At 52.9% G+C, this 18,936-nt stretch carries 14 protein-coding genes; 4 read left to right on the forward strand and 10 right to left on the reverse strand.

The window, feature by feature from the left end:
• Positions 1 to 6: 6 nt before the first annotated feature.
• On the reverse strand, positions 7 to 489 hold the full coding sequence (allA, locus tag MUU51_RS20730; protein ID WP_159772855.1) for an ureidoglycolate lyase: 483 nt from the start codon (positions 487 to 489) through the stop codon (positions 7 to 9).
• A 186-nt stretch (positions 490 to 675) separates the two neighbouring features.
• On the opposite strand from allA, the gene allS reads away from it, so the two are divergent.
• Both allS and mnmH read left to right on the forward strand, forming a co-directional pair.
• Positions 676 to 1,590 carry an HTH-type transcriptional activator AllS gene (allS, locus tag MUU51_RS20735; RefSeq protein WP_258968502.1) on the forward strand — a complete coding sequence of 305 codons (915 nt, stop codon included), beginning with the start codon at positions 676 to 678 and terminating at the stop codon, positions 1,588 to 1,590.
• 76 nt (positions 1,591 to 1,666) lie between these two features.
• A complete protein-coding gene (gene mnmH / locus MUU51_RS20740; protein ID WP_258968503.1) occupies positions 1,667 to 2,749 on the forward strand; it encodes a tRNA 2-selenouridine(34) synthase MnmH in 1,083 nt (360 codons plus the stop codon).
• Between the two features lie 75 nt (positions 2,750 to 2,824).
• Here mnmH and ybbP read toward each other — a convergent pair whose 3' ends face one another.
• The 4 genes from ybbP to MUU51_RS20760 all read right to left on the reverse strand — a co-directional run bounded on the left by ybbP (position 2,825) and on the right by MUU51_RS20760 (position 7,516).
• Positions 2,825 to 5,239, reverse strand: coding sequence for a putative ABC transporter permease subunit YbbP (gene ybbP, locus MUU51_RS20745; RefSeq protein ID WP_258968504.1), 2,415 nt, complete (start codon positions 5,237 to 5,239; stop codon positions 2,825 to 2,827).
• Positions 5,236 to 5,916: a putative ABC transporter ATP-binding protein YbbA gene (gene ybbA, locus MUU51_RS20750; RefSeq protein ID WP_258968505.1), complete on the reverse strand. Its 681-nt coding sequence runs from the start codon at positions 5,914 to 5,916 to the stop codon at positions 5,236 to 5,238. The genes ybbP and ybbA overlap by 4 nt, the downstream gene beginning before the upstream one ends.
• 84 nt (positions 5,917 to 6,000) lie before the next feature.
• Entirely contained in the window at positions 6,001 to 6,912 is a 912-nt protein-coding gene (locus MUU51_RS20755; protein ID WP_258968506.1) for a hypothetical protein, read from the reverse strand.
• A 31-nt stretch (positions 6,913 to 6,943) separates the two neighbouring features.
• Positions 6,944 to 7,516 carry a recombinase family protein gene (locus MUU51_RS20760; RefSeq protein WP_258968507.1) on the reverse strand — a complete coding sequence of 191 codons (573 nt, stop codon included), beginning with the start codon at positions 7,514 to 7,516 and terminating at the stop codon, positions 6,944 to 6,946.
• 151 nt (positions 7,517 to 7,667) lie between these two features.
• Here MUU51_RS20760 and MUU51_RS20765 point away from each other — a divergent pair, with 151 nt between their 5' ends.
• On the forward strand, positions 7,668 to 7,922 hold the full coding sequence (locus MUU51_RS20765) for a pyocin activator PrtN family protein (RefSeq protein WP_258968508.1): 255 nt from the start codon (positions 7,668 to 7,670) through the stop codon (positions 7,920 to 7,922).
• 970 nt (positions 7,923 to 8,892) lie between these two features.
• On the opposite strand, the gene MUU51_RS20770 is transcribed toward MUU51_RS20765, so the two are convergent.
• The gene (locus MUU51_RS20770; protein ID WP_309574241.1) at positions 8,893 to 9,051 is read right to left on the reverse strand and encodes a DUF1214 domain-containing protein; all 159 of its coding nucleotides are present in this window, start codon (positions 9,049 to 9,051) and stop codon (positions 8,893 to 8,895) included.
• Positions 9,052 to 9,071: 20 nt separating this feature from the next.
• On the opposite strand from MUU51_RS20770, the gene MUU51_RS20775 reads away from it, so the two are divergent.
• Positions 9,072 to 9,425, forward strand: coding sequence for an MFS transporter (locus tag MUU51_RS20775; RefSeq protein WP_374684574.1), 354 nt, complete (start codon positions 9,072 to 9,074; stop codon positions 9,423 to 9,425).
• Between the two features lie 100 nt (positions 9,426 to 9,525).
• Here MUU51_RS20775 and MUU51_RS20780 read toward each other — a convergent pair whose 3' ends face one another.
• The 4 genes from MUU51_RS20780 to MUU51_RS20795 form a co-directional block, all read right to left on the reverse strand.
• Entirely contained in the window at positions 9,526 to 11,190 is a 1,665-nt protein-coding gene (locus MUU51_RS20780) for a bifunctional aspartate transaminase/aspartate 4-decarboxylase (RefSeq protein WP_258968509.1), read from the reverse strand.
• Positions 11,191 to 11,274: 84 nt separating this feature from the next.
• The gene (gene aspT / locus MUU51_RS20785) at positions 11,275 to 12,960 is read right to left on the reverse strand and encodes an aspartate-alanine antiporter (protein WP_258968510.1); all 1,686 of its coding nucleotides are present in this window, start codon (positions 12,958 to 12,960) and stop codon (positions 11,275 to 11,277) included.
• 38 nt (positions 12,961 to 12,998) lie between these two features.
• Entirely contained in the window at positions 12,999 to 14,699 is a 1,701-nt protein-coding gene (locus tag MUU51_RS20790; RefSeq protein ID WP_258968511.1) for an aspartate-alanine antiporter-like transporter, read from the reverse strand.
• Positions 14,700 to 15,805: 1,106 nt separating this feature from the next.
• On the reverse strand, positions 15,806 to 18,913 hold the full coding sequence (locus MUU51_RS20795) for a DUF927 domain-containing protein (protein WP_258968512.1): 3,108 nt from the start codon (positions 18,911 to 18,913) through the stop codon (positions 15,806 to 15,808).
• Positions 18,914 to 18,936: the final 23 nt, after the last annotated feature.

Below are 18,936 nucleotides of genomic sequence, written 5' to 3' on the forward strand. Positions count from 1 at the left end.
GATACCTCAACAAATTACCAGCTCGTGCGACGGGACAGAAACCACGTCGCAGTTATCATTCCCACCGCGATCGATGGTCAGAAATTGGGTTTCTTTTTGCCAGGCAAACAGTGGGTGATGCCAGACGTTACGGTGATAATTTACCCCCTGCTGCCCGTTAGTGATAAACGCGCGCAACGTCGTTAAATCAACGTCATCGCCCCCCAGCGCCACGACAATGACAAAGGGTTCGCCGTGCAGAGGCACAAACGCTTGTGTGCCAAGCGGATGGCGCTCCAGCTCCGTGACGATGATGGGAAGCGCGACAGGCTGCGCCTGATTAATGCTGATAAGCGTTCTGTCCTGCTCAAGGATCTCGACGTGTGCCAGATCGTGAAAGCGCTGCACCTGCCCGTTATTGATAAAGAAAAAATCCTGGCCTTCGGTTTCAATCACGTCACCATACTCTGCAAACGCCGCACGACTGAGCGGTTTTACCTCAAGTTTCATCTCGTTTTCCCTTGTGTTCCCGATCCCTTTCGGCTCTGAACTTCTCTCTGCGGCTAATCTAGAACCTTCTCAAATTAACAGCAACCTAAAAGTTGGAATATTTTTCCAAAACAAGACAAAGACCACAATTCATAAATGGTGATTATGAGAAAATACTTATAAATCAGCTCACTATTGGAATGTAATATGTTTGATATTGAAACGCTGCGCACCTTTCTGTGCATTGCTGAAACCGGTAGCTTCTCCAGGGCCGCTGAGCGCCTGTGCAAAACCACGGCAACGATCAGCTATCGAATTAAGTTGCTCGAAGAGAACACCGGCGTCGCCCTCTTCTGCCGGACTACACGCAGTGTTTCGCTGACTCCTGCCGGAGATCACCTACTGGCTCAGGCACGAGAGTGGCTGGGCTGGATAGACGGCATGTCCGGTGAACTCCGGCAAATTAACGACGGCATTGAGCGCCAGGTGAATATCGTGGTCAATAATCTGATGTACAGCCCGCTTGCCGTCTCGCAGCTGCTGGCGTGGCTGGTCGGGCGTTATCCCTTTACCCAGTTTCATTTTTCTCGCCAGATTTACATGGGCGTCTGGGACACGCTGCTGCACGATGATTTTTCACTGGCGATTGGCGTGACCGGCACTGAAGCCCTGTCGGATACCATCGCCGTTGAACCCCTCGGCGAGGTTAAGTGGCTGTTTGTGATGTCTCCCACTCACCCACTTAACCAGTCCGAAGCCCCGCTCACCGAGGCCCTGCTCCGCCGCTATCCAGCGGTCAACATTGCCGACAGCGCGCGTCGGTTGACCAAACGAGTGGCCTGGCGGTTGCCAGGGCAAAAAGAAATTCTGGTGCCCGATATCGAGACGAAAGTAGCCGCGCATATTGCGGGGGTGGGGATCGGTTTTTTACCGTTACCGCTTTGCCAGCCGCTAATCGCACAAGGCCAGCTGGTTAGCCGGGCTATTCCTGCCATGAGAGCCGCCTCGCCACTGAGCCTTGCCTGGCATACCGCCCACAGCGGCAAAGTTGTTGAGGATATCGTTGGCCTGTTTCAACAGCGGCGGCCAGAAATCCGTGGGTTTATGACACCTTTTTGCTAAACGAATGGCGAATATCAAGCTATCCCCCCTCACGTGGCGTAAAATGCCGGGGTGTATCGCTCCAGAGTCTTTAACCATGCCACATACCACCCGACCCGCAGTTAACTTCCGACAAATTCTCGCAGGCAACACGCCCATCATCGATGTGCGCGCCCCGATAGAGTTTCAACAAGGGGCAATGCCAACGGGTATTAATCTCCCGCTGATGAATGACGACGAACGCGCCGCTGTTGGGACCTGCTACAAACGCCACGGGGCAGATGCCGCGCTGAAACTCGGCCACGCACTGGTCGCCGGGGAAAAGCGCCAACAACGTTTAGACACTTGGGTCGACGTGATTCGCCGCCACCCGGATGCCCTGCTGTGCTGCGCGCGTGGCGGTCAGCGATCGCACATTACCCAGCACTGGCTGCGCGAGGCCGGTGTGGATGTACCGCTGATCGCCGGCGGCTATAAATCCTTGCGTCAGACCGCCATCACCGTGACCGCAGATTATGTCGAGCGGCCAATGGTGCTGATTGGCGGCTGCACCGGTAACGGGAAAACCCAGTTGGTACAGGCTCTGGCGTCAGGTATCGATCTCGAAGGGCTCGCCCATCACCGCGGCTCGTCCTTTGGCCGCACGCTTCAGCCGCAGCTTTCACAGGCCAGTTTTGAAAATGAACTGGCCATTGCGCTGTTGCAAAAAGACGCAGCGCGCTGGGTTATTGAAGATGAAGGACACATGATTGGGGCTAACCACTTGCCTGAATGCCTGCGCAATCGGATGGCGCAGTCCTCCATTGCGGTGGTGGAAGATCCGTTTGAGGTCCGGCTGGAGCGCCTTCGGGAAGAGTATTTCACCCGCATGCACCATGATTTTTTGCAGGCGTTTGGCGAAGAGCAAGGCTGGCAGGAATACAGCGACTATCTGCATCAGGGCCTGTTCGCCATCCGCCGCCGTTTAGGATTGCAACGTTTTGCCGAACTGACGGCAAGCCTCGACGAAGCGCTGCTTCAGCAGCAACGCGGCGCATCCACCGAGGTGCATTTCAGCTGGCTTAAACCGTTGTTGGTGGAATATTACGATCCGATGTATCGTTATCAGCTCAGTAAAAAAGCGGGAATGATTGTGTTCCGAGGTAGCTTTGAGGACGTTGCCGCCTGGCTGGCGGCATAACGCATTTTCCCGGTGGCAACGCTCGCTTGGGCCTACAAACCGGTAGGCCCGTGCGAGCGTCGCCACCCGACGGAGTTACACGTTGAACTGACGGAACAGCGCTTTTCCTTTCAGCAGGCGCAATCCTAACCAGCCGCCGCACAGAGAGAGCATTACCCCGCCACTTAGCGGCAGCGTGACCCAAAGTCGCCAGTCAGGCTCCCACGGAAAATCGAAGACTTTCGTCTGCAACACCGCCAGCGCGGTTTCTGCGCCAATAGCCGCCACCATCCCGGATACGAGCCCCAATAAGGCAAACTCAGCCCACAATGTGGTGCGCAGCAATGATTTTCCTGCGCCCAGCGTGCGCCAGACCACCAACTCCTGATGACGCTGTCGCATCCCTACCTGAACCTGCGCTAACAGCAGCAGCACGCCGCAGGCGGTCACCAGCACCACCATCACTTCCAGCGCCCGACTGACCTGCTCCAGCACCTGCCCGACCTGCTTGAGAATAGCGCCGATGTCCAGCAGACTGACGGTCGGAAATTCACGATTTAGCTGAGTCAGCAGCGCGTTGCCATTATCCCAGCGGAAACTGGTGAGCCAGCTTTGCGGCTGCCCGTCCAGCGCCCCGGTCGGGAAAATAAAGAAGAAGTTTGGTCGCAGGCTTTCCCAGTCAACTTTGCGCAGGCTGGTGACTTTCGCGCTGAACGCCTGGGTATCACCAGTAAAGGTCACGTTGTCGCCGAGCCCAATGTTCAGACGCTTCGCCAGGCCTTCCTCAATCGACACTTCCCCCACTTTCGGCGGCCAGCTGCCATCGGTTACCGCATTGTGTTCCAGCGGCTGGCTTTGCCAGGTCAAATTTAGCTCGCGGTTTAACGCTTCGTCTTTATTGCCGTCCGTCGTCTGACCGTTAATGTCCGTCAGACGCGCACGCACGATCGGGTAAAACGCCGACGGAATCACCTGATGTTCGGCCAGGAAGGCCTTCATCGGCCCGACCTGCTCTGGCGCAATATTGATCAGGAAGTAGTTCGGGCTTTCAGGCGGAAGCTGTTGCTGCCAGCGGTCAAGTAAATCGCCGCGCAGCACCATCAGCAACGCCAGCAGCATGAAGGAGAGCGAGAACGCCGCCAGTTGGCTGAGCGTGGACCACGGCTGACGTAACAAGCGGCTTACTGCCAGACGCAGCGCCAGCGATTTCAACGTTACGCGCCGGAGCATGTTCAGGAGAACCCAGCCCACCAGCCCGCAGAGCACGGCCAGCACGACTGCGCCCGCCAGCACCGACCACAGTAGCATTGAACCGCCCATCAGCCAGGCCAGCAGTAGCACAACCACTACCAACATCACCGGAATGTAGAATTTCAGCGGCCAGACGTTCGCCACCGCATCACGACGCAATACGCGCAGCGGCTGGGTCGCCAGCAGCAGACGCCACGGTCGCATTCCCACCAGCAGTGAAATCACCACCATCGCCCCAATGGCCCACAACCACGGCCAGAGGCTGGCGGGTGGCAACGCGGCAGGCAACACGGGTTTGAGTAGCACCATCAGCACGCGTTCAAACAGCATCCCCATTGCGCCACCGGTGACCAGCGACAGCAGCAAGAGCATCGCCCACTGACCGAGGATCAGCTTGCGCAGCTGCGCCCGCCCTGCCCCCAGCGTTTTAAGCACCGCCACCAGATCGTAGCGGCTACGGCAATAATGTCCCATCGCCACCGCTACCGCAGCGACCGCCAGCAGCAGTGTCAGCAGCGCCGACAACAGTAAAAACTGCTGCGAGCGCTCAAGAGATTTGCCGAGTGCACCTTCATCCTGCTCGAGGCCAATCCAGCGCTGATCGGGCTTCAGCTGCGGCAACAACCATTTCTCGTAGGCTTCAATCTGCTGCGGCGTGCCACCAAATTTGTAACGCCAGCTGACACGACTCCCTGGCTGTACAGCTCCGGTTTTTGCCACGTCGGCGATGTTCATCATCAGGCGCGGTGCCATCTGGAACGGGTTGAAGCCGGAATCCGGCTCCTGCACGACTTCGCCGGCAATACGCAGCGTCGCATCGCCGACGTCGATTGTGTCCCCCGTTTTCAGGTTCAGCAGAGCCATCAACCGGGGGGCTAACAGTACGCTACCCACCTGCGGCTTGAGGCCCGGCGGTTGGGTGTCCAGTTGGCCATACATCGGATAAACGTCATCCACCGCTTTCACACTCGCCAGCTGCGGGGTATCACCCGCGAAGGTCATAGTGGCAAAACTGAGCTGCTCACCGACCTGTAGCCCCAATTCGCGGGCTTTATTCAGCCATTCCTCCGGCGCGGTGCGCGCGGTGCGCAGCGTTCTGTCACCCGCCATAAATTCGCGGCTCTGCTGACTCAGCCCTTTGTCCATGCGGTCACTGATATTACCGAGCGCCAGCACACAGGCCACCGCCAGGCTCAGTGCCAGCCAGACAATCAGCAGTGACGGCGAACGCCATTCGCGCCAGAACCAACGGGCAATCATGATTCCTCCTGCAGCTGACCGTTCACCAGCCGCAGGCGTCGATCACAGCGCGCCGCCAGCGCCGGATCGTGCGTCACCAGCACCAGCGTGGTGCCATGCTCCTGATTGAGGGAAAACAGCAAATCGGCAATGCGATCGCCAGTTTGCCGGTCAAGATTGCCTGTGGGTTCATCGGCGAACAGCAAGTCTGGCCGACCGTTAAACGCGCGGGCCAGCGCCACACGCTGTTGTTCACCGCCGGAAAGCTGTGCCGGAAGATGATGCAGACGTTTGCCGAGCCCTAATTGCTCCAGAAGCGCCTTCGCGTGGCTGCGCCCCTGACTGTCGGTTTCACCGCGCAGCAGGGCCGGGAGTTCGACGTTCTCCAGCGCGTTGAGCGTCGGGATCAGCATGAAAGATTGAAACACAAAGCCCACATGACGGGCACGTAGCCCGGCGCGCGCCTCTTCGTCCATCGCGTGCAGAGGTTGCCCAATCAGATTCACTTCCCCGCTGCTGCCGTCGTCCAGCCCGGCGAGGATCGCCAGCAGCGTCGACTTACCGGAACCGGATTCCCCCACTAATGCAATGCTCTGGCCTCGTTTGACAACCAGCTCAACTCCGGTGAGGATGGATAGCTCCTGCTCCCCCTGACCGACGGATTTCTTAAGATGATGAACTTCAAGTATGTTTTCCATATCAAACTTATCTCATTGTTTTATAGATAAAAAATATAAAATAAGACCATCAAGGCAACACTAGAGGGATACCCCATAATAATATCAAGCTCGCTTCAGTATCACCCGACGCGGCTGCTCTGGCATTCTTCCGCACAAAAGGCCACCAGCAAGGGACACAACGAAATCATCAACGTAATTATCCAGCCCATACCACAGGCTTTGCTGCGCTATGCCGTGGTGGGGCTGATAAATATCCAGCATATCAAGCGGGGAAGCATCATCAGGAATCTCGCCACCCGGATAAACCTCAGCAAAATCATCTGGGTCAGTATATCGCCAGTATTCTTCATGAGTAATGCCGGAGCAGGCAAACGTCAGCACGTTCGCCACGCAGGCCGTGTTTACCAGTGAAGTTACTTCCCGGATGATTATCCCCGCAATCATAGGCGGGAGCTGCTCAGTATCGATATCGTTAACAATGGTTGTGGCGTAGAGCCGGTAGCGGTCATCGGTAGCGCAGTAACGATATTTCTCGATAAAGTTAGCAATCAGGCACAGAGAATCAGAAAGTTCCCTCCTGTCCTTCTCTGCACTTCTCCGAAAGGGGATCGCCATTAAGTCGGTGAGGATCTTCAGATAGTATGAATTGAGGCCACAGAATCGCGCGGGAAGCGCTTCTACAGCGTTTTTGATGTATGCCTCGTATTTCTTCTTGCCACTAGCCTTAAGGGTGTTGCGCGCCGCTATGAGATGCTCCCTGACGAACCCCAACCCGCGAAGATATTCGGTAAGCAATTCCGATGGGCGGGAATCACAAAACCCTCTGATGTCATGGGCACGCATACCCAGAGCACTGGAAGGTGACGGGTCAAACTCCACAGGTTCAGAAAACACTCGCGATTCTTCCTGCTGGGCGCGGAATTGTTGCATTGAGGCGGAGAGACGCTGAACAGAAGCGGATGCTCCTATAGAAAGCGTTGTATTGTTCATGTCCGCGGGATTGCTGCTCGGCATGGTAGGTCCTCTGGCGGTGACGGAAAGATATTCACTTTTTAAAGCGATAGATCGTTGTTTTCCCGGCCTTGATGCCTTTCCCTGCCAGCTCAGAAACAATCTGCGAGTAACTCAGGCCGCTATCCCACAGGGATGCGATAAACTCGCCATGCTCAAACTGAGGGCGACCGCAATGGACACCCTCAGCCTTTGCGCGGGAGATACCAGCATCACGGCGTTCGGCAATCAGACTTTTTTCCATCTCAGCAAAACCCGCCATCATATGAAGCATCATCTTCCCTGCTGGAGTGCTGAGGTCGAATCCCTCGCGGAGGCTGACTACCTTCACGCCCTTTGAGTCTAGCGCTTTAACTGTCGTCAGAACATCAACGGCATCGCGTCCGAGTCGGTCAATAGCAACCACCACGAATACATCACCCTTTCGTGCCATTTTCATGGCTTCATCTAGCGCCGGGCGCTTACTCGCGGGAACCGCACCACTAATGCCATCATCATAAAATTCAAAATCCCGCTCAACCTGATAGCCCGCGTCCTGAATTTGGCGACGCTGGTTTTCGATTGTTTGATCGTTCGTTGAAACTCGCAGATATGTGATGAGAGCCATAATTTTTCATTTCGTTCGTAAAGGTAGTTCGCAAACTGTATAGTTCATAAACAGTAAAATCAATCTTTACGAACTAATTAATAGTATGGTTTTCTGCTGTTCGTAAAGGAGTTCCTTTACGAACTCATTCGATCGAAACTAAGGCGGTGCGATGAACACAATGTTTTTACTTATGGCTGAATACGAAACACCAGCAGTGCCACTATCCGAGATCTGTGAAAAGTATCTGGGTATCAAGCCAGCCACAGCAGAGAAAAAGGCGCTACTGGGAGAATTGTTACTACCAACGTTTAGGCTTGCCGAAAGCCAGAAAGCCCCCCGACTTGTTCACTTGCAAGATCTGGCTGAGTTGATTGACCTAAAAAGGAAAGAGGCAAAAGAGCTTCTTAAGTACATAAACAGCTAACCCCTATACCCGTGCTAAGTGCAGGAACTCAATGCCGCCAATATGCATTGGCTCAGTAGCGAGAACGGAAAGAGGGCGTCAATTGCTGCTGTTGCCGGTCGTTTTGCTACCGCTGTAATGTGCCCACTTTTCCGGGTTTATGCCCACATGTGCCCACCTTTGTGCCCACTTATTCAACTCTCATTAACTCCAGAAAAATCCTGCTAAATCATGTTTTAAGTGTTGGGCACATGGGCGCACGAAAAAACCATATACGCATATAGAAAAATTCATGATGACGCGAGCGGGTATTTACTCCTTTATAATATTTTCCCACTGGCGTGCGGATCCATGTGCCCATGTGCCCATGTGTAAACACAGACACCAAACACCATTAAAACCATTGATATATATAGATATTATGCAATTACAGGTGGGCACATTAGTGGGCACGAGTGCTACTATTTTGGGCACAAATTGATTTTTTGTTTGTGCCCACCCTGTATAAATTGCCCAAAAAAGAGCATCAGGCTCAGTGGTGGTGATCCCCACCCTGAAATTTTTTAAAAAAATGAGCAGAAAAAAATATTTTATGAAAACCGCAGTAAAGAAGGTGTAGTACGATGAAATACAGCACTATTCCGTTAAGGCTGCTTTTTGTCGCTTTATGGGGTTACAGAGAGGTAGGGCGCGGGTTTATCGCTTACTGGTGGCGGTATGGCTGTAGTTCTACACCCTCCACTACGGTCTGATATCTGTATTAGCTCAGATTTAGTCTGGCACTGTTACTGCCCGGAGCTTAACCTAAGCTGAAAGGCGGCTCTGTGCCATTAACGGACGCTGATTACTCCGAAAAAATCCTAAGCTAGAAAAGGGCCGCAATCTCAGAAAAATTACGGCCCTTACATAACTACTATTCGTTCAGCCTGTCTCTGGATAAGGTATTCACCTCTGAGATGTGACTTTGAACAACATTATTTATTCGCGATTATCAGTGGCTTTTCGTCACCTGTGGCAGTTTCCATTCATTATCCATGATGGCATCTTTCGGCTGATACATACGGAATAGCAGATAGAAGTTGCCTTCAGGTGCAGGTAACCAATTGACATTCGGGTCGGTCGGTTTTGTGTGGCTCAGTGAGATGGTCAGCCCATTCCCGGGAGGTAAACATGATCTGGCAAAAGTGTAGCGGTATTAGGCGCAGCTATTTAGGGGGGCTTGGTATGAAGAGCTTTGCATCAGGTCCTCTGTGGTTCACAGGAATGCTGCTCTCTATATGGGGCGGGAGTATGGCAATTGTATTCATTGGATTGCAGACATGGCTGCTGCGTAATGCAGGAAATGCCGCACAGCCAGCGTCGGCCATTTACGTTGCAATTTTCAATGCAGCGATTGGCATCGGCGCACTTGCCGGAGGGCAGATATTCGCTGTCGTCGGTCTTCAGAACATGGTCTTGTTGGCGGCTTGTGTCATCATGTGCAGCATCGCTTTTGTATCAAGGCTGAAAAGCCCCGGAAGATAAAGTGAATCCTCGCAACGTGTTCCTCTAAATACCCGCCCCATAAAAAAGGCAGTGCCCCAAAGGACACTGCCTGTTATTCCATCAGAACTACCCTACTCGATTACTTCTTTTTGCCTTTCGCTTTTACGGTGGCATTTTCAATCGTTTTGACGGCTTTGGCCGCAGGCGTCGCTACCTTGGCCCCGGTCGCCTGAACGAACATTTGATAATACTCTTCTGACAGTTTGCGTATCGCTTTACCGATATTGGCATAGTCATATTCATTCAGGTTGGCCAGCGAAACGCGCCATGATGGGTCGGTGGTGCCGAACCCTTTACCTGGCAGCAGGATAACCCCTGTCTCCTCGGCCAGGCGGAACAACGCCTGATTCGGTTTCATCTGGCTTATCATCCACTGGGTAAAATCTTTCCCGTACATTTCTTCAGCCAGCTCTTGCAGGTCCAGCAGGTGGTAATAACGTACCGAGTTGGCGTCATACGGCATTGGCAGACCCAGCTCACGGTAAAGCGCTTCTTTACGACGCAATACGATACGTTTCATTTCAGCTTTATACGCATCCGGCTCATCCATCAGACAGAAGAGCGAGAACAGCGTCATCTGCGCCTGGATTGGCGTTGAAAGCCCGGCGGTGTGGTTCAGGGCGACGGTACGGCTATCCGCCACCAGACGGTCGATAAACTTCAGACTGCGTGGCGTGGTGGTGATGGATGAATAGCGTTTATCCAGCTGCTTCTGTTTGGCTTCTGGCAACGCCGCGATCGCCGCATCAATGATGTTGTTTTCGTGGGTCGCCACAATCCCCATACGCCAGCCCGTTGCGCCGAAGTATTTGGAGAAGGAGTACACCAGGATGGTGTTGTAAGGGCAAATCGCAAACAGCGAAACAAAGTTATCGGCAAAGGTGGCGTAAACATCGTCCGTCAGGATGATCAGGTCTGGACGTTTTTTCACGATTTCGGCGATATAACGCAGCGAATCGTCGTCAATTTTAACCGATGGCGGGTTGCTCGGGTTCACCAGGAAGAAGGCTTTCACCTTCGGATCCAGCAACTTATCCAGCTCTTCGCGCGTGTACTGCCAGTTGTTCGACTGCGGCGCGTCGATATGGATAGTTTTGAGGTTGTAGTCACTCAGCTCAGGGATCTCAATATATGGCGTGAAGATCGGCATGCCGAGCGCAATCGTATCGCCCTCATTGATGACATGGTTCGATTTCAGGCTGGCGAACAGATAGGTCATCGCCGCGGTACCGCCTTCCAGCGCATACATATCGAATTTGCCCACGAAAGGATAATTACCAATCATTTCTTTGTGGATGTACTTGCCGACAATCTCTTCGCTCATCGTCAGCATGCGGTCCGGCACCGGGTAGTTACAGCCCAGAATCGCTTCACACATCTCGTAGATGAAATCGCCCGCATTCAGCCCCATCTGGTCGCGGATATACGACACGGCGGACTCAATAAAACGCACTCCAGGAACCGTTTCATGCTGTTTGGCGAACAGTTCGAAGCGTGCCTCGATCCCTTCGCGCTGAGGGAATCCGCCAACATGTTCCATGTACCGGTAAGAACGTTCGGCTTCGGTCATCGCAAACAGGCCAAACTGGAAGAAGCCATGGCGTGGGGTCGTTGCGAGGAAGTTCGGGTTCCCACGGCCTGCATTTAACATCAACTGATTGCTTTGAACGGCACGCTGCATCAGTGCATCTTTCAGTTCAAAAGGGCTTAATAACGCGAGTTTTTCCGAATCGCTAAAATCCATGTCACTACTCCTTACTGAATCATTAACAGATTAAATTGCCAGCCCGCGGCGCTAGGGGCTGGCGACCATTTTGACGAAACTGCATTAAACCAATGCCACGACCAGCGGCCCCAACAGCGTCAAAAAGACGTTGGCGAGGGCATACGTGATAGCAAAGGGAACGGTTGGGACTGAGTTTTCAGCTTTATCGAGAATTTCACCGAAGGCAGGGTTAGCACTGCGCGTACCACTCAGCGCCCCGGCAAAAATGGCGGTGTTGTTGTAGCGAAGGACATAGCGGCCAAACAACATGGTGAGAATTAACGGCAGGATCGTCACCACGACACCGATAATGAGAAGTTTCAGACCCTGACTCTCGACGGTTTGTACCGCTTGCAGGCCGGAAGAAATCCCCACTACGACCACAAACGCAGCCAGGCCCAGATCTTTCAGGATTTGTACGGCACCAGAAGGCATATAGCCGAACGACTGACGACGAGAACGGAACCAGCCGAACAACAAGCCAGACAGCAATGCGCCGCCGCCACTGCCGAGGGTCAGTGGAATAGAACCGATTTTTGCAGTGAGCATACCGACCAATAGACCGACCACCAGACCTGCCCCCATATAAACGAAGTCTGTCTTGGCACTCGGCACAATGGCATGGCCGACCAGGTCTACTACGCGTTTAACGTCATTCTCCGCGCCAAACACGGTGACCATATCGCCCAACGCCAGCTCAGTTTCCGGCTCCAGCGGCAAAATTTTACCCTGACGCGAAATCTGCGAGACATACACGCCGTGACGCACATCGTGTGCCACTTCCGCCCGAATCTCGCCAAACGCCCTTTTATCGAGCGTCTTGTTGGTGATCACCACATCCCGGCGCTGCATGGTCAATTCCATGCCTTCTTCGTCGTGCATCTCCTTGCCTAATTTATCGGCAACGGAAACCACCGCGTTACGACGCCCCACCACCAGCACGATATCGCCAGGCAGTAACTGCATATCCGGGCTCGGCTCGAGAATTTGTTTGTCGCGCTTAACACGCTCAATGGTGATAGGCACTTCGGTGTTGTTTTCGAGGGCCTGCACGCTGGTCGCGATCCCGGAAGGCAGCTTGAAAATCCTGCCCACTAAATCAGGTGCCGCCGCTTCCTGGCCCGGCCCAAAGACGTTCGCCCCGGCCTGAATCTCGTTCTCGGCCTTCAGAGCATCGTCTTTAATGCTTCGACCCATAAATTTCGGCAGCAAATTCACACACACCAAAATGGCGCCGAAAGACCCGAACACGTAGGTCACGGCGTAGCCAATCGCCACGTTCCCTTGCAGGCGCTGAACCTCATCGGCCCCGAGGCCCAGTTTGGTAATCGCGTCACCCGCCGTACCAATGATTGCCGACTGGGTCAGAGCCCCGGCCGCAACCCCTGCGGCGAGACCTTTATCCAGATCAAACCAGCGCGCCAACAGCACCACGGTCGCCAGGGCGGTAATGGAAAGCACCATCGCGAGAATGATTTCTTTGACGGACTGTTTGCCCAGCGAGCGGAAGAAATCTGGCCCGCTCTCATACCCGACGGCATAAATAAACAGGGCAAACATCACGGATTTCACTTCGGGGTCGATCTGAACCCCGACCTGGCTGACTATGACGGCCACCAGTAACGAGCCTGCTACCCCACCTAACTGAAACTTCCCAAATTTAATCTTGCCGATGTAATACCCGGCAGCAATCGAGAAAAACAGTGCGATCTCGGGAGACTTTTGAAACAAATCGTGCAACCAGTTCATGGGTTAACCTCAGTTACATGGATGAAAAGTCCTGACAGCTATAAGGGCTGGAACGAACTGGCCAGCCCGACAATCAACGGCCCCATCAGTGGGAGCACGACGTTGGAAATTGCGTAGGTGATGGTGTAACCCAGCAGCGGCGTGGAGTTTCCACACGCGTTCTGGATCGCACTCAATGCGGGTGTGCTGCACTGCTGCCCAGCGATGGCACCCAATAACACGGGTGGGCTGAGCTTGAGCAAAAAATGGCCGACTAACAGGGACAGCGAGGCAGGAATGACGGCAATCGCCACCCCAAGCACCGGCAAGGTAAAGCCATATTGTTCAATCAGTGCCAGCGCCTGTGGCCCGGATGACAGGCCAACACCGGCAATGAACCCGGCGAGGCCCAGATCTTTAAGCAGCGACAGCGCATCCGAATTGACCGTATGCAGGTCAGCGCGACGGGCGTGATACCAGCCGAGGATCAGACCGACAACCAGCACGCCGCCACCAGTGCCTGCGGAGAAGGGAATCCCACCAATTTTAAGGGTGAAGCTCCCGAGAATAGTGCCCAGCGCAATCGCCACCCCGGCAATGCCGAGATTGCTGGCCAGTTTGTCCGGCAACATTTTGCCGATAACGCCTAATTGCGGGGCTGACGTGCGACCACCGCCGGTACTTGCGTCGTAAACCTGCAAGATATCGTGTTTCTGCATCAGCGTGCCGGGCAGCGCGGGCAAAGTGGCATCGCCCCGCTGAATGGAGGCGACATGCACCCCTGGAGGTAACGTCAGGGTCTGAAGCGGCTGGTTAAACATCGCGGGTGCAAGGAGGACAACCTTGTAAGTATCAAGCGCAACGCTCAGCGACGTGGTATCGGGCATTTCCCTGCCAAGCATCTTCGAGATATCAATCATTGACCCGCGATAGCCCACCACCAGTACTTCATCGCCACGGCGTAGCTTGAGCCCCGGCGACAATGCCACCTGCCGCCCATGGCGTTGGACGCGGATAATACTGCTTTGCTGTCCCAGTTTTGTCAGGATCGAGGAAACGGTATACCCTGCTCCCCCTTCAACAATGTAAGCGCGCCCGACGACGGCAGGCAGCGCAGAAACCCCTTCGGTTTCAATGCGTCCGCCCATGCTCACCCACAGTTTATCGGCCTCTTTGCGCAAATTAATACGCAGGAGAAGCGGAAACAGTTGGCTGGTAACAATCACGATAGTGATCAGGCCGCAGATATAGGTAATGGAATACGCCGTCACCACATTACCCTGCAATCGAATGATTTCGTGGGCAGGCAGGTCGAGACGCGAAATCGCATCCGTCGCGGTACCCACCACGGCTGACTCGGTCGCGGCCCCGGCCATCATCCCTGCCGCGGTACCGGGGTCCAGCTGCATAACGACAGTAGCGGCCAGCACCAGAGCCAGCACCGCCACCACTTCAATCAGGCAAAAAATGCCCAACTGCAGGCCTCTGGCGTTCAGATTGGCAAAGAACTGTGGGCCGCCGCTGTAACCCAAAGCGAAGATAAACAGCATAAAAAACACATTCTTAATCCCCGACTCTACCGGAATATTCAGCTGTCCAATCAACAAGGCTGCGATGAGGGTGCCGCAGACGCCACCGAGCTGAATTGGCCCAAGGCGTATTTGACCAATCCCATAGCCAAATGTCAGGGCCAGAAAAATCGCCAGTCCTGGAGTCGTCTGCAACGCATGTGTGACGTCGGCGATCAAAGTACCCAACATTCTGTATCCCCGGTCATTGAGTGAAACCTAACGCAACGCATAATGGCCTGGTCATCAGCGATGCCCAATAATCCATTACTTTATTTATCCATAATAAAATCAGGGGAATTACACCCCATTAGAAAATGCCAGCCGAGACCTGATGAAACCTTTTCATCAGAAAGAGAGACTGTTTTTGAAAATATAGCAGATAATTCAACCATCAACAGATCAATGTAGAATGCAGGGGGAGACCAGCACGGTCTCCACATTGACAATATATTTTCTTTGTTATACCTCTGCTTTCGACGGTTTCGCCGTGTAGACAGCCTGCTGGTTATTGCTAAATAGTTAACAACAATGCCTTTTTAATTAATCAGCCGTCCTAAAGATCCATGCCCCCCTAAAAAGGCTGATTATTAACATTTCAGTTTCAACAGTGTTATCACATGTAAAACATTAAAAATTCACCATAAAAATCTGGTTATCTTTACTTCATCGGATGAAATGATAAGGGGTGAAAAGGTCCTTAAACAACCGTTTCATTTCGGATGGCGCAATTTAACCAGTGAAAGCAACCTGCCAGAAATAAGGGGGCGGAGGGGCAGAAGCAACGAAACGGCAGAGTAATAACCATTGCAAATTACAGGGGTAAGCATCCTCTACATTTCATGCATCTTATTTTTGTGGGCAGGGTGAATTCATTATTTGGATATTCCGAAAAGAATCCTTATATAAAGACCGTACGTAAAATCGCCGACGCCGAAGACAAAGATTACATCATTTAAGATGGCGACGCGGTGAACATCCTGTTCAACATGGAAACCATACGTTGGAGTTACGTTGAAGCGTATCCGGAAATGAAATTGTAATACATCGTGGAAATGATGAATCGCCACGGTTAATATCGATTAATTGATGACTTCGACAAGAGGAATGTCCGTAGTTCGCTCAAAGCCGACAGTAAGATTTGATTACGCGCAGCGCGAAGAAGCTGTCAGCTACATCATAGCTAAAATTTGAGCTAATAAAGATAAGCAGCCCCAGGTACTCTGGGGTATTGGCGGTTTTGTTTTCGGTGTTCATATTTTACCTACTTAAATTTGATTACTGCCGCTGCCTGGTGATTACGATCCAAAACCATCAACGCCAGAAACAACGATGAGACGGGTGTTTGTTCTGCCTTCTTTGTGTCCGGTCCGTACCTTGATAAACGTCGTTGCATTGGATTCAATCATCGGCTTGTCGCCACCTGTTACAGCCGCTGGCCATTCATAGCGTCCGGCCTGCCGCAATGCCTCCAGCTTCTTCAGGTAGCTCATGGATGGCATGACGGACTTAATGAATTCCGGACGTAAAAGCCATACGGGGTAAGTTTCGTCGCCATCTTCGCTGATTTTCTTCGTTTCAAAGAATCCAGCGCGATTATCGATATAGCGGCTATCAGCGCCGTCAGTGATGTTTTTAGGGGCAATGTGAGCGCGGTCCTTAACAATGGAAACGTGAAGCGCGTCAATGAATTTGCGGCTATCGCGGTTTCCGGTGCCGTTATGCTCTGTATATGCGTCAATCAGTGCCATAAACGTGGAATTAACATCGTCATCAGTAAATCCGGTTATGTGCTGCGTCAGCATACCGATGGCATACACAGGAGCCAGCTTTGACAGCGCACGAATGACAACGGGATCGGAGGTTTCGCTTTTAAGCCAGTTCATAAAGCTGTTCACCTGCTCTGCTATTTTCTCGCGCAGCACGGTGTTATCGATATTACAGAACTCAGAAAGCACGGCATCGAGTGGCGTACCGTAGTAGCGAGAGGCGTTGGCTTCAAACGCTTCCACGTAGGCGCGGGCATCAGCGTAGCCGTGAAGATCCGTATACGCGATGAATGGAATATCCAGCAGACGTGCGCCAACACCGCCTGATGTATCGCCGCCTTTCGACTCAACAAAGCTCTCGGCAGAAAGTTCACCAGATGAAAGGATCGCAGTTTCAAAACGTGGGGTTCTGATAAATCCATAACCAATAGGTTTACCCTGAATCTTTCCGTTGCCTTCGCTCAGGTCTCGAAATGCCTTGCTGAGCTTCGAACCTTCAGAGCTATCCCCTGTCCCAGCTAACTGCAATTCATCAAGAATAAGAAGCCCGTTGTTCATCGCCGTCGCTATCTGGGTGAGTCCGAAGGCCGTTGCCGACCATCCATACATAGAGCGCTCAGGCTTACCAAGTACACTGGCGGCGCCTTTTAGCGCTGTAGTCTTACCCTGCGTGGTCGTCCCGAATATGTGGACTATCGGCATTTCTGCCTTCGCTTTATCGGTCGCCATCAGATAAAACGGAGCAGCAAGTGCATACAGGATGCAAAAAACCATGATGGGGTTGCCCATTGCCAGTGCTGCTACGTTGTTACGCCAGTCTTCGAGCGCGGTGACGGAAAAAGGGGTTGTATCTTCTGGCAGGGTGAGCATTGCACAATGTGTACTCGCCTTATGTCCGTAGGTTTTCCCGTTTGGCAATGTGTAGTTGTACCGCGGTTTACCGTCCTCATCGGGCAGGCGGTACCAACCGGGAAGCATTGAATAAGTAAATTTAGGAGCGGGCTTCCATGAAAATATGGTAGCGATCATCTCCATTGCTTTCGTGCTCTGGTCTGGCTCGCCACCAATGGTTGACAGCGCAACACGAATAAGTTTAGGAGTTAACTCGCTCTGTTTAATGGTGATACGGTTTCCGGTGTCGCTTCCTATCGTGAGACACGCCTCTCCGTCAATCGTGCCGCGCCCGATAACATCTACCCCCACACAAATCACTGTGCTGATACAGTCAGTAACTCGCTTTTCGTCCTCCTTACCGCGTACAGATGGCTCATGCAGAATATAGACTTTTCGTTGACTGCGATTATCGCAAAGTATCCAGTGGATACATGCATATATAGCTTTAATGCTTACAAGATGCTGCTCGATTGAATCACGCGCCAGGTGCCACTTCTCAAAGTTGTCAGGAACACCCATGCTGAAATCAAAGCCAGCCGGAACTATGGAAGTTCGCTGTTTTCTGGTGTTTATTTCGTGGTATGGGACGTGAATGGTGGCGGCGCTGCTGCTCTTCACGTCCCGCTCTTTTCTGACCTTCGCCAGTTCGCGGTTAAATTCTTCAGCCATTCGCTCGGCTCCCAGCTCTGCCCGCACGTCGTCCCAGTCCTGTTTTTTACGCCCCAAACAGCCCGGAAATACCACCAGCGCACCGGATAACCTTGCGGCTTCGTTGGCTTTGATAATTCCCGTATTGGCCTTTACCTTGCCGTTAGCGTCAACATCGCCGGGAGCGTGGTAGTCGTTATCTGCCGCAATGACAATTTCGAGCGCAGGAAATCTCTCCCTGAAAGCCGTGACGACGCTCAAAAGGTTTGCCGCATACATTGCTGCTATAATGCGAGAAGATGGCACAGCGATAGATAGGCTAAGCGCCGTTGCATATCCTTCAGCAATAATGAAGGTGGTATCTGGCATTTCTGGCGTGTAAACCGGAATAAACATGCCCGATGTTGGCAATCCCTTCATCGGATCCTTGCTGCGACCATCAGGGAAAGGTTTTGCCAGTAATCGTTGCACATTCACCAGCTCGCCATTGATATTGTGAATCTCAGCAAGCCCAGTTCCATCAGCGGTAACGGAAAGACGTTGCGATTCAATCGGAAAGCCTTTACGGGTCAGGTAATGACATTCACCGAGGCGGGCAGAATTTAGCAATTCGCGCATCGTCTTGCGGGATTCTCTAGCCTGTTGCTCTGCTGCCTCCTCCCGTTCGCGGCGTTTTTCTGCTGCGATACGTTCATTTTTTTTGCGTTGTTCATCCATCTGCGCCCGCTCTTCGCTGGTCATGCCCTGTCTGAAGTAACCCCAGCCGCAAGCCTCATCAATTAATTGCGCGGCCTGTTTAATCTGCTGCCCATCTGGTTTACTGTCGCGAGCACAACCACAGCGCATACGTGCTACCAGCTCCAGCAGGTTAAATCCAATTCCAGCCGCTCCACACGTACAGATATACGTCCCGGCATTCTTGCCGTTGTCGTAAATTCTGAAGCTGTCAGATTTGCCGCATATTGGACAGGTGTGCTTTTTAGAACCGTGTGGCTCAGGTATACCCAGTGGGGCGAGCGCATCTCGCCAACCTTCTGCCATGATGCGGGCTTTAGCCTGGCTAAAAGGAGTGTTCGGGGTGGTGTTCTTATTCATGGTGATGACCTCACGCCACCAAT

The organism is Scandinavium manionii, assembly GCF_024764775.1.
GTDB classification, from domain to species: Bacteria; Pseudomonadota; Gammaproteobacteria; order Enterobacterales; family Enterobacteriaceae; genus Scandinavium; species Scandinavium manionii.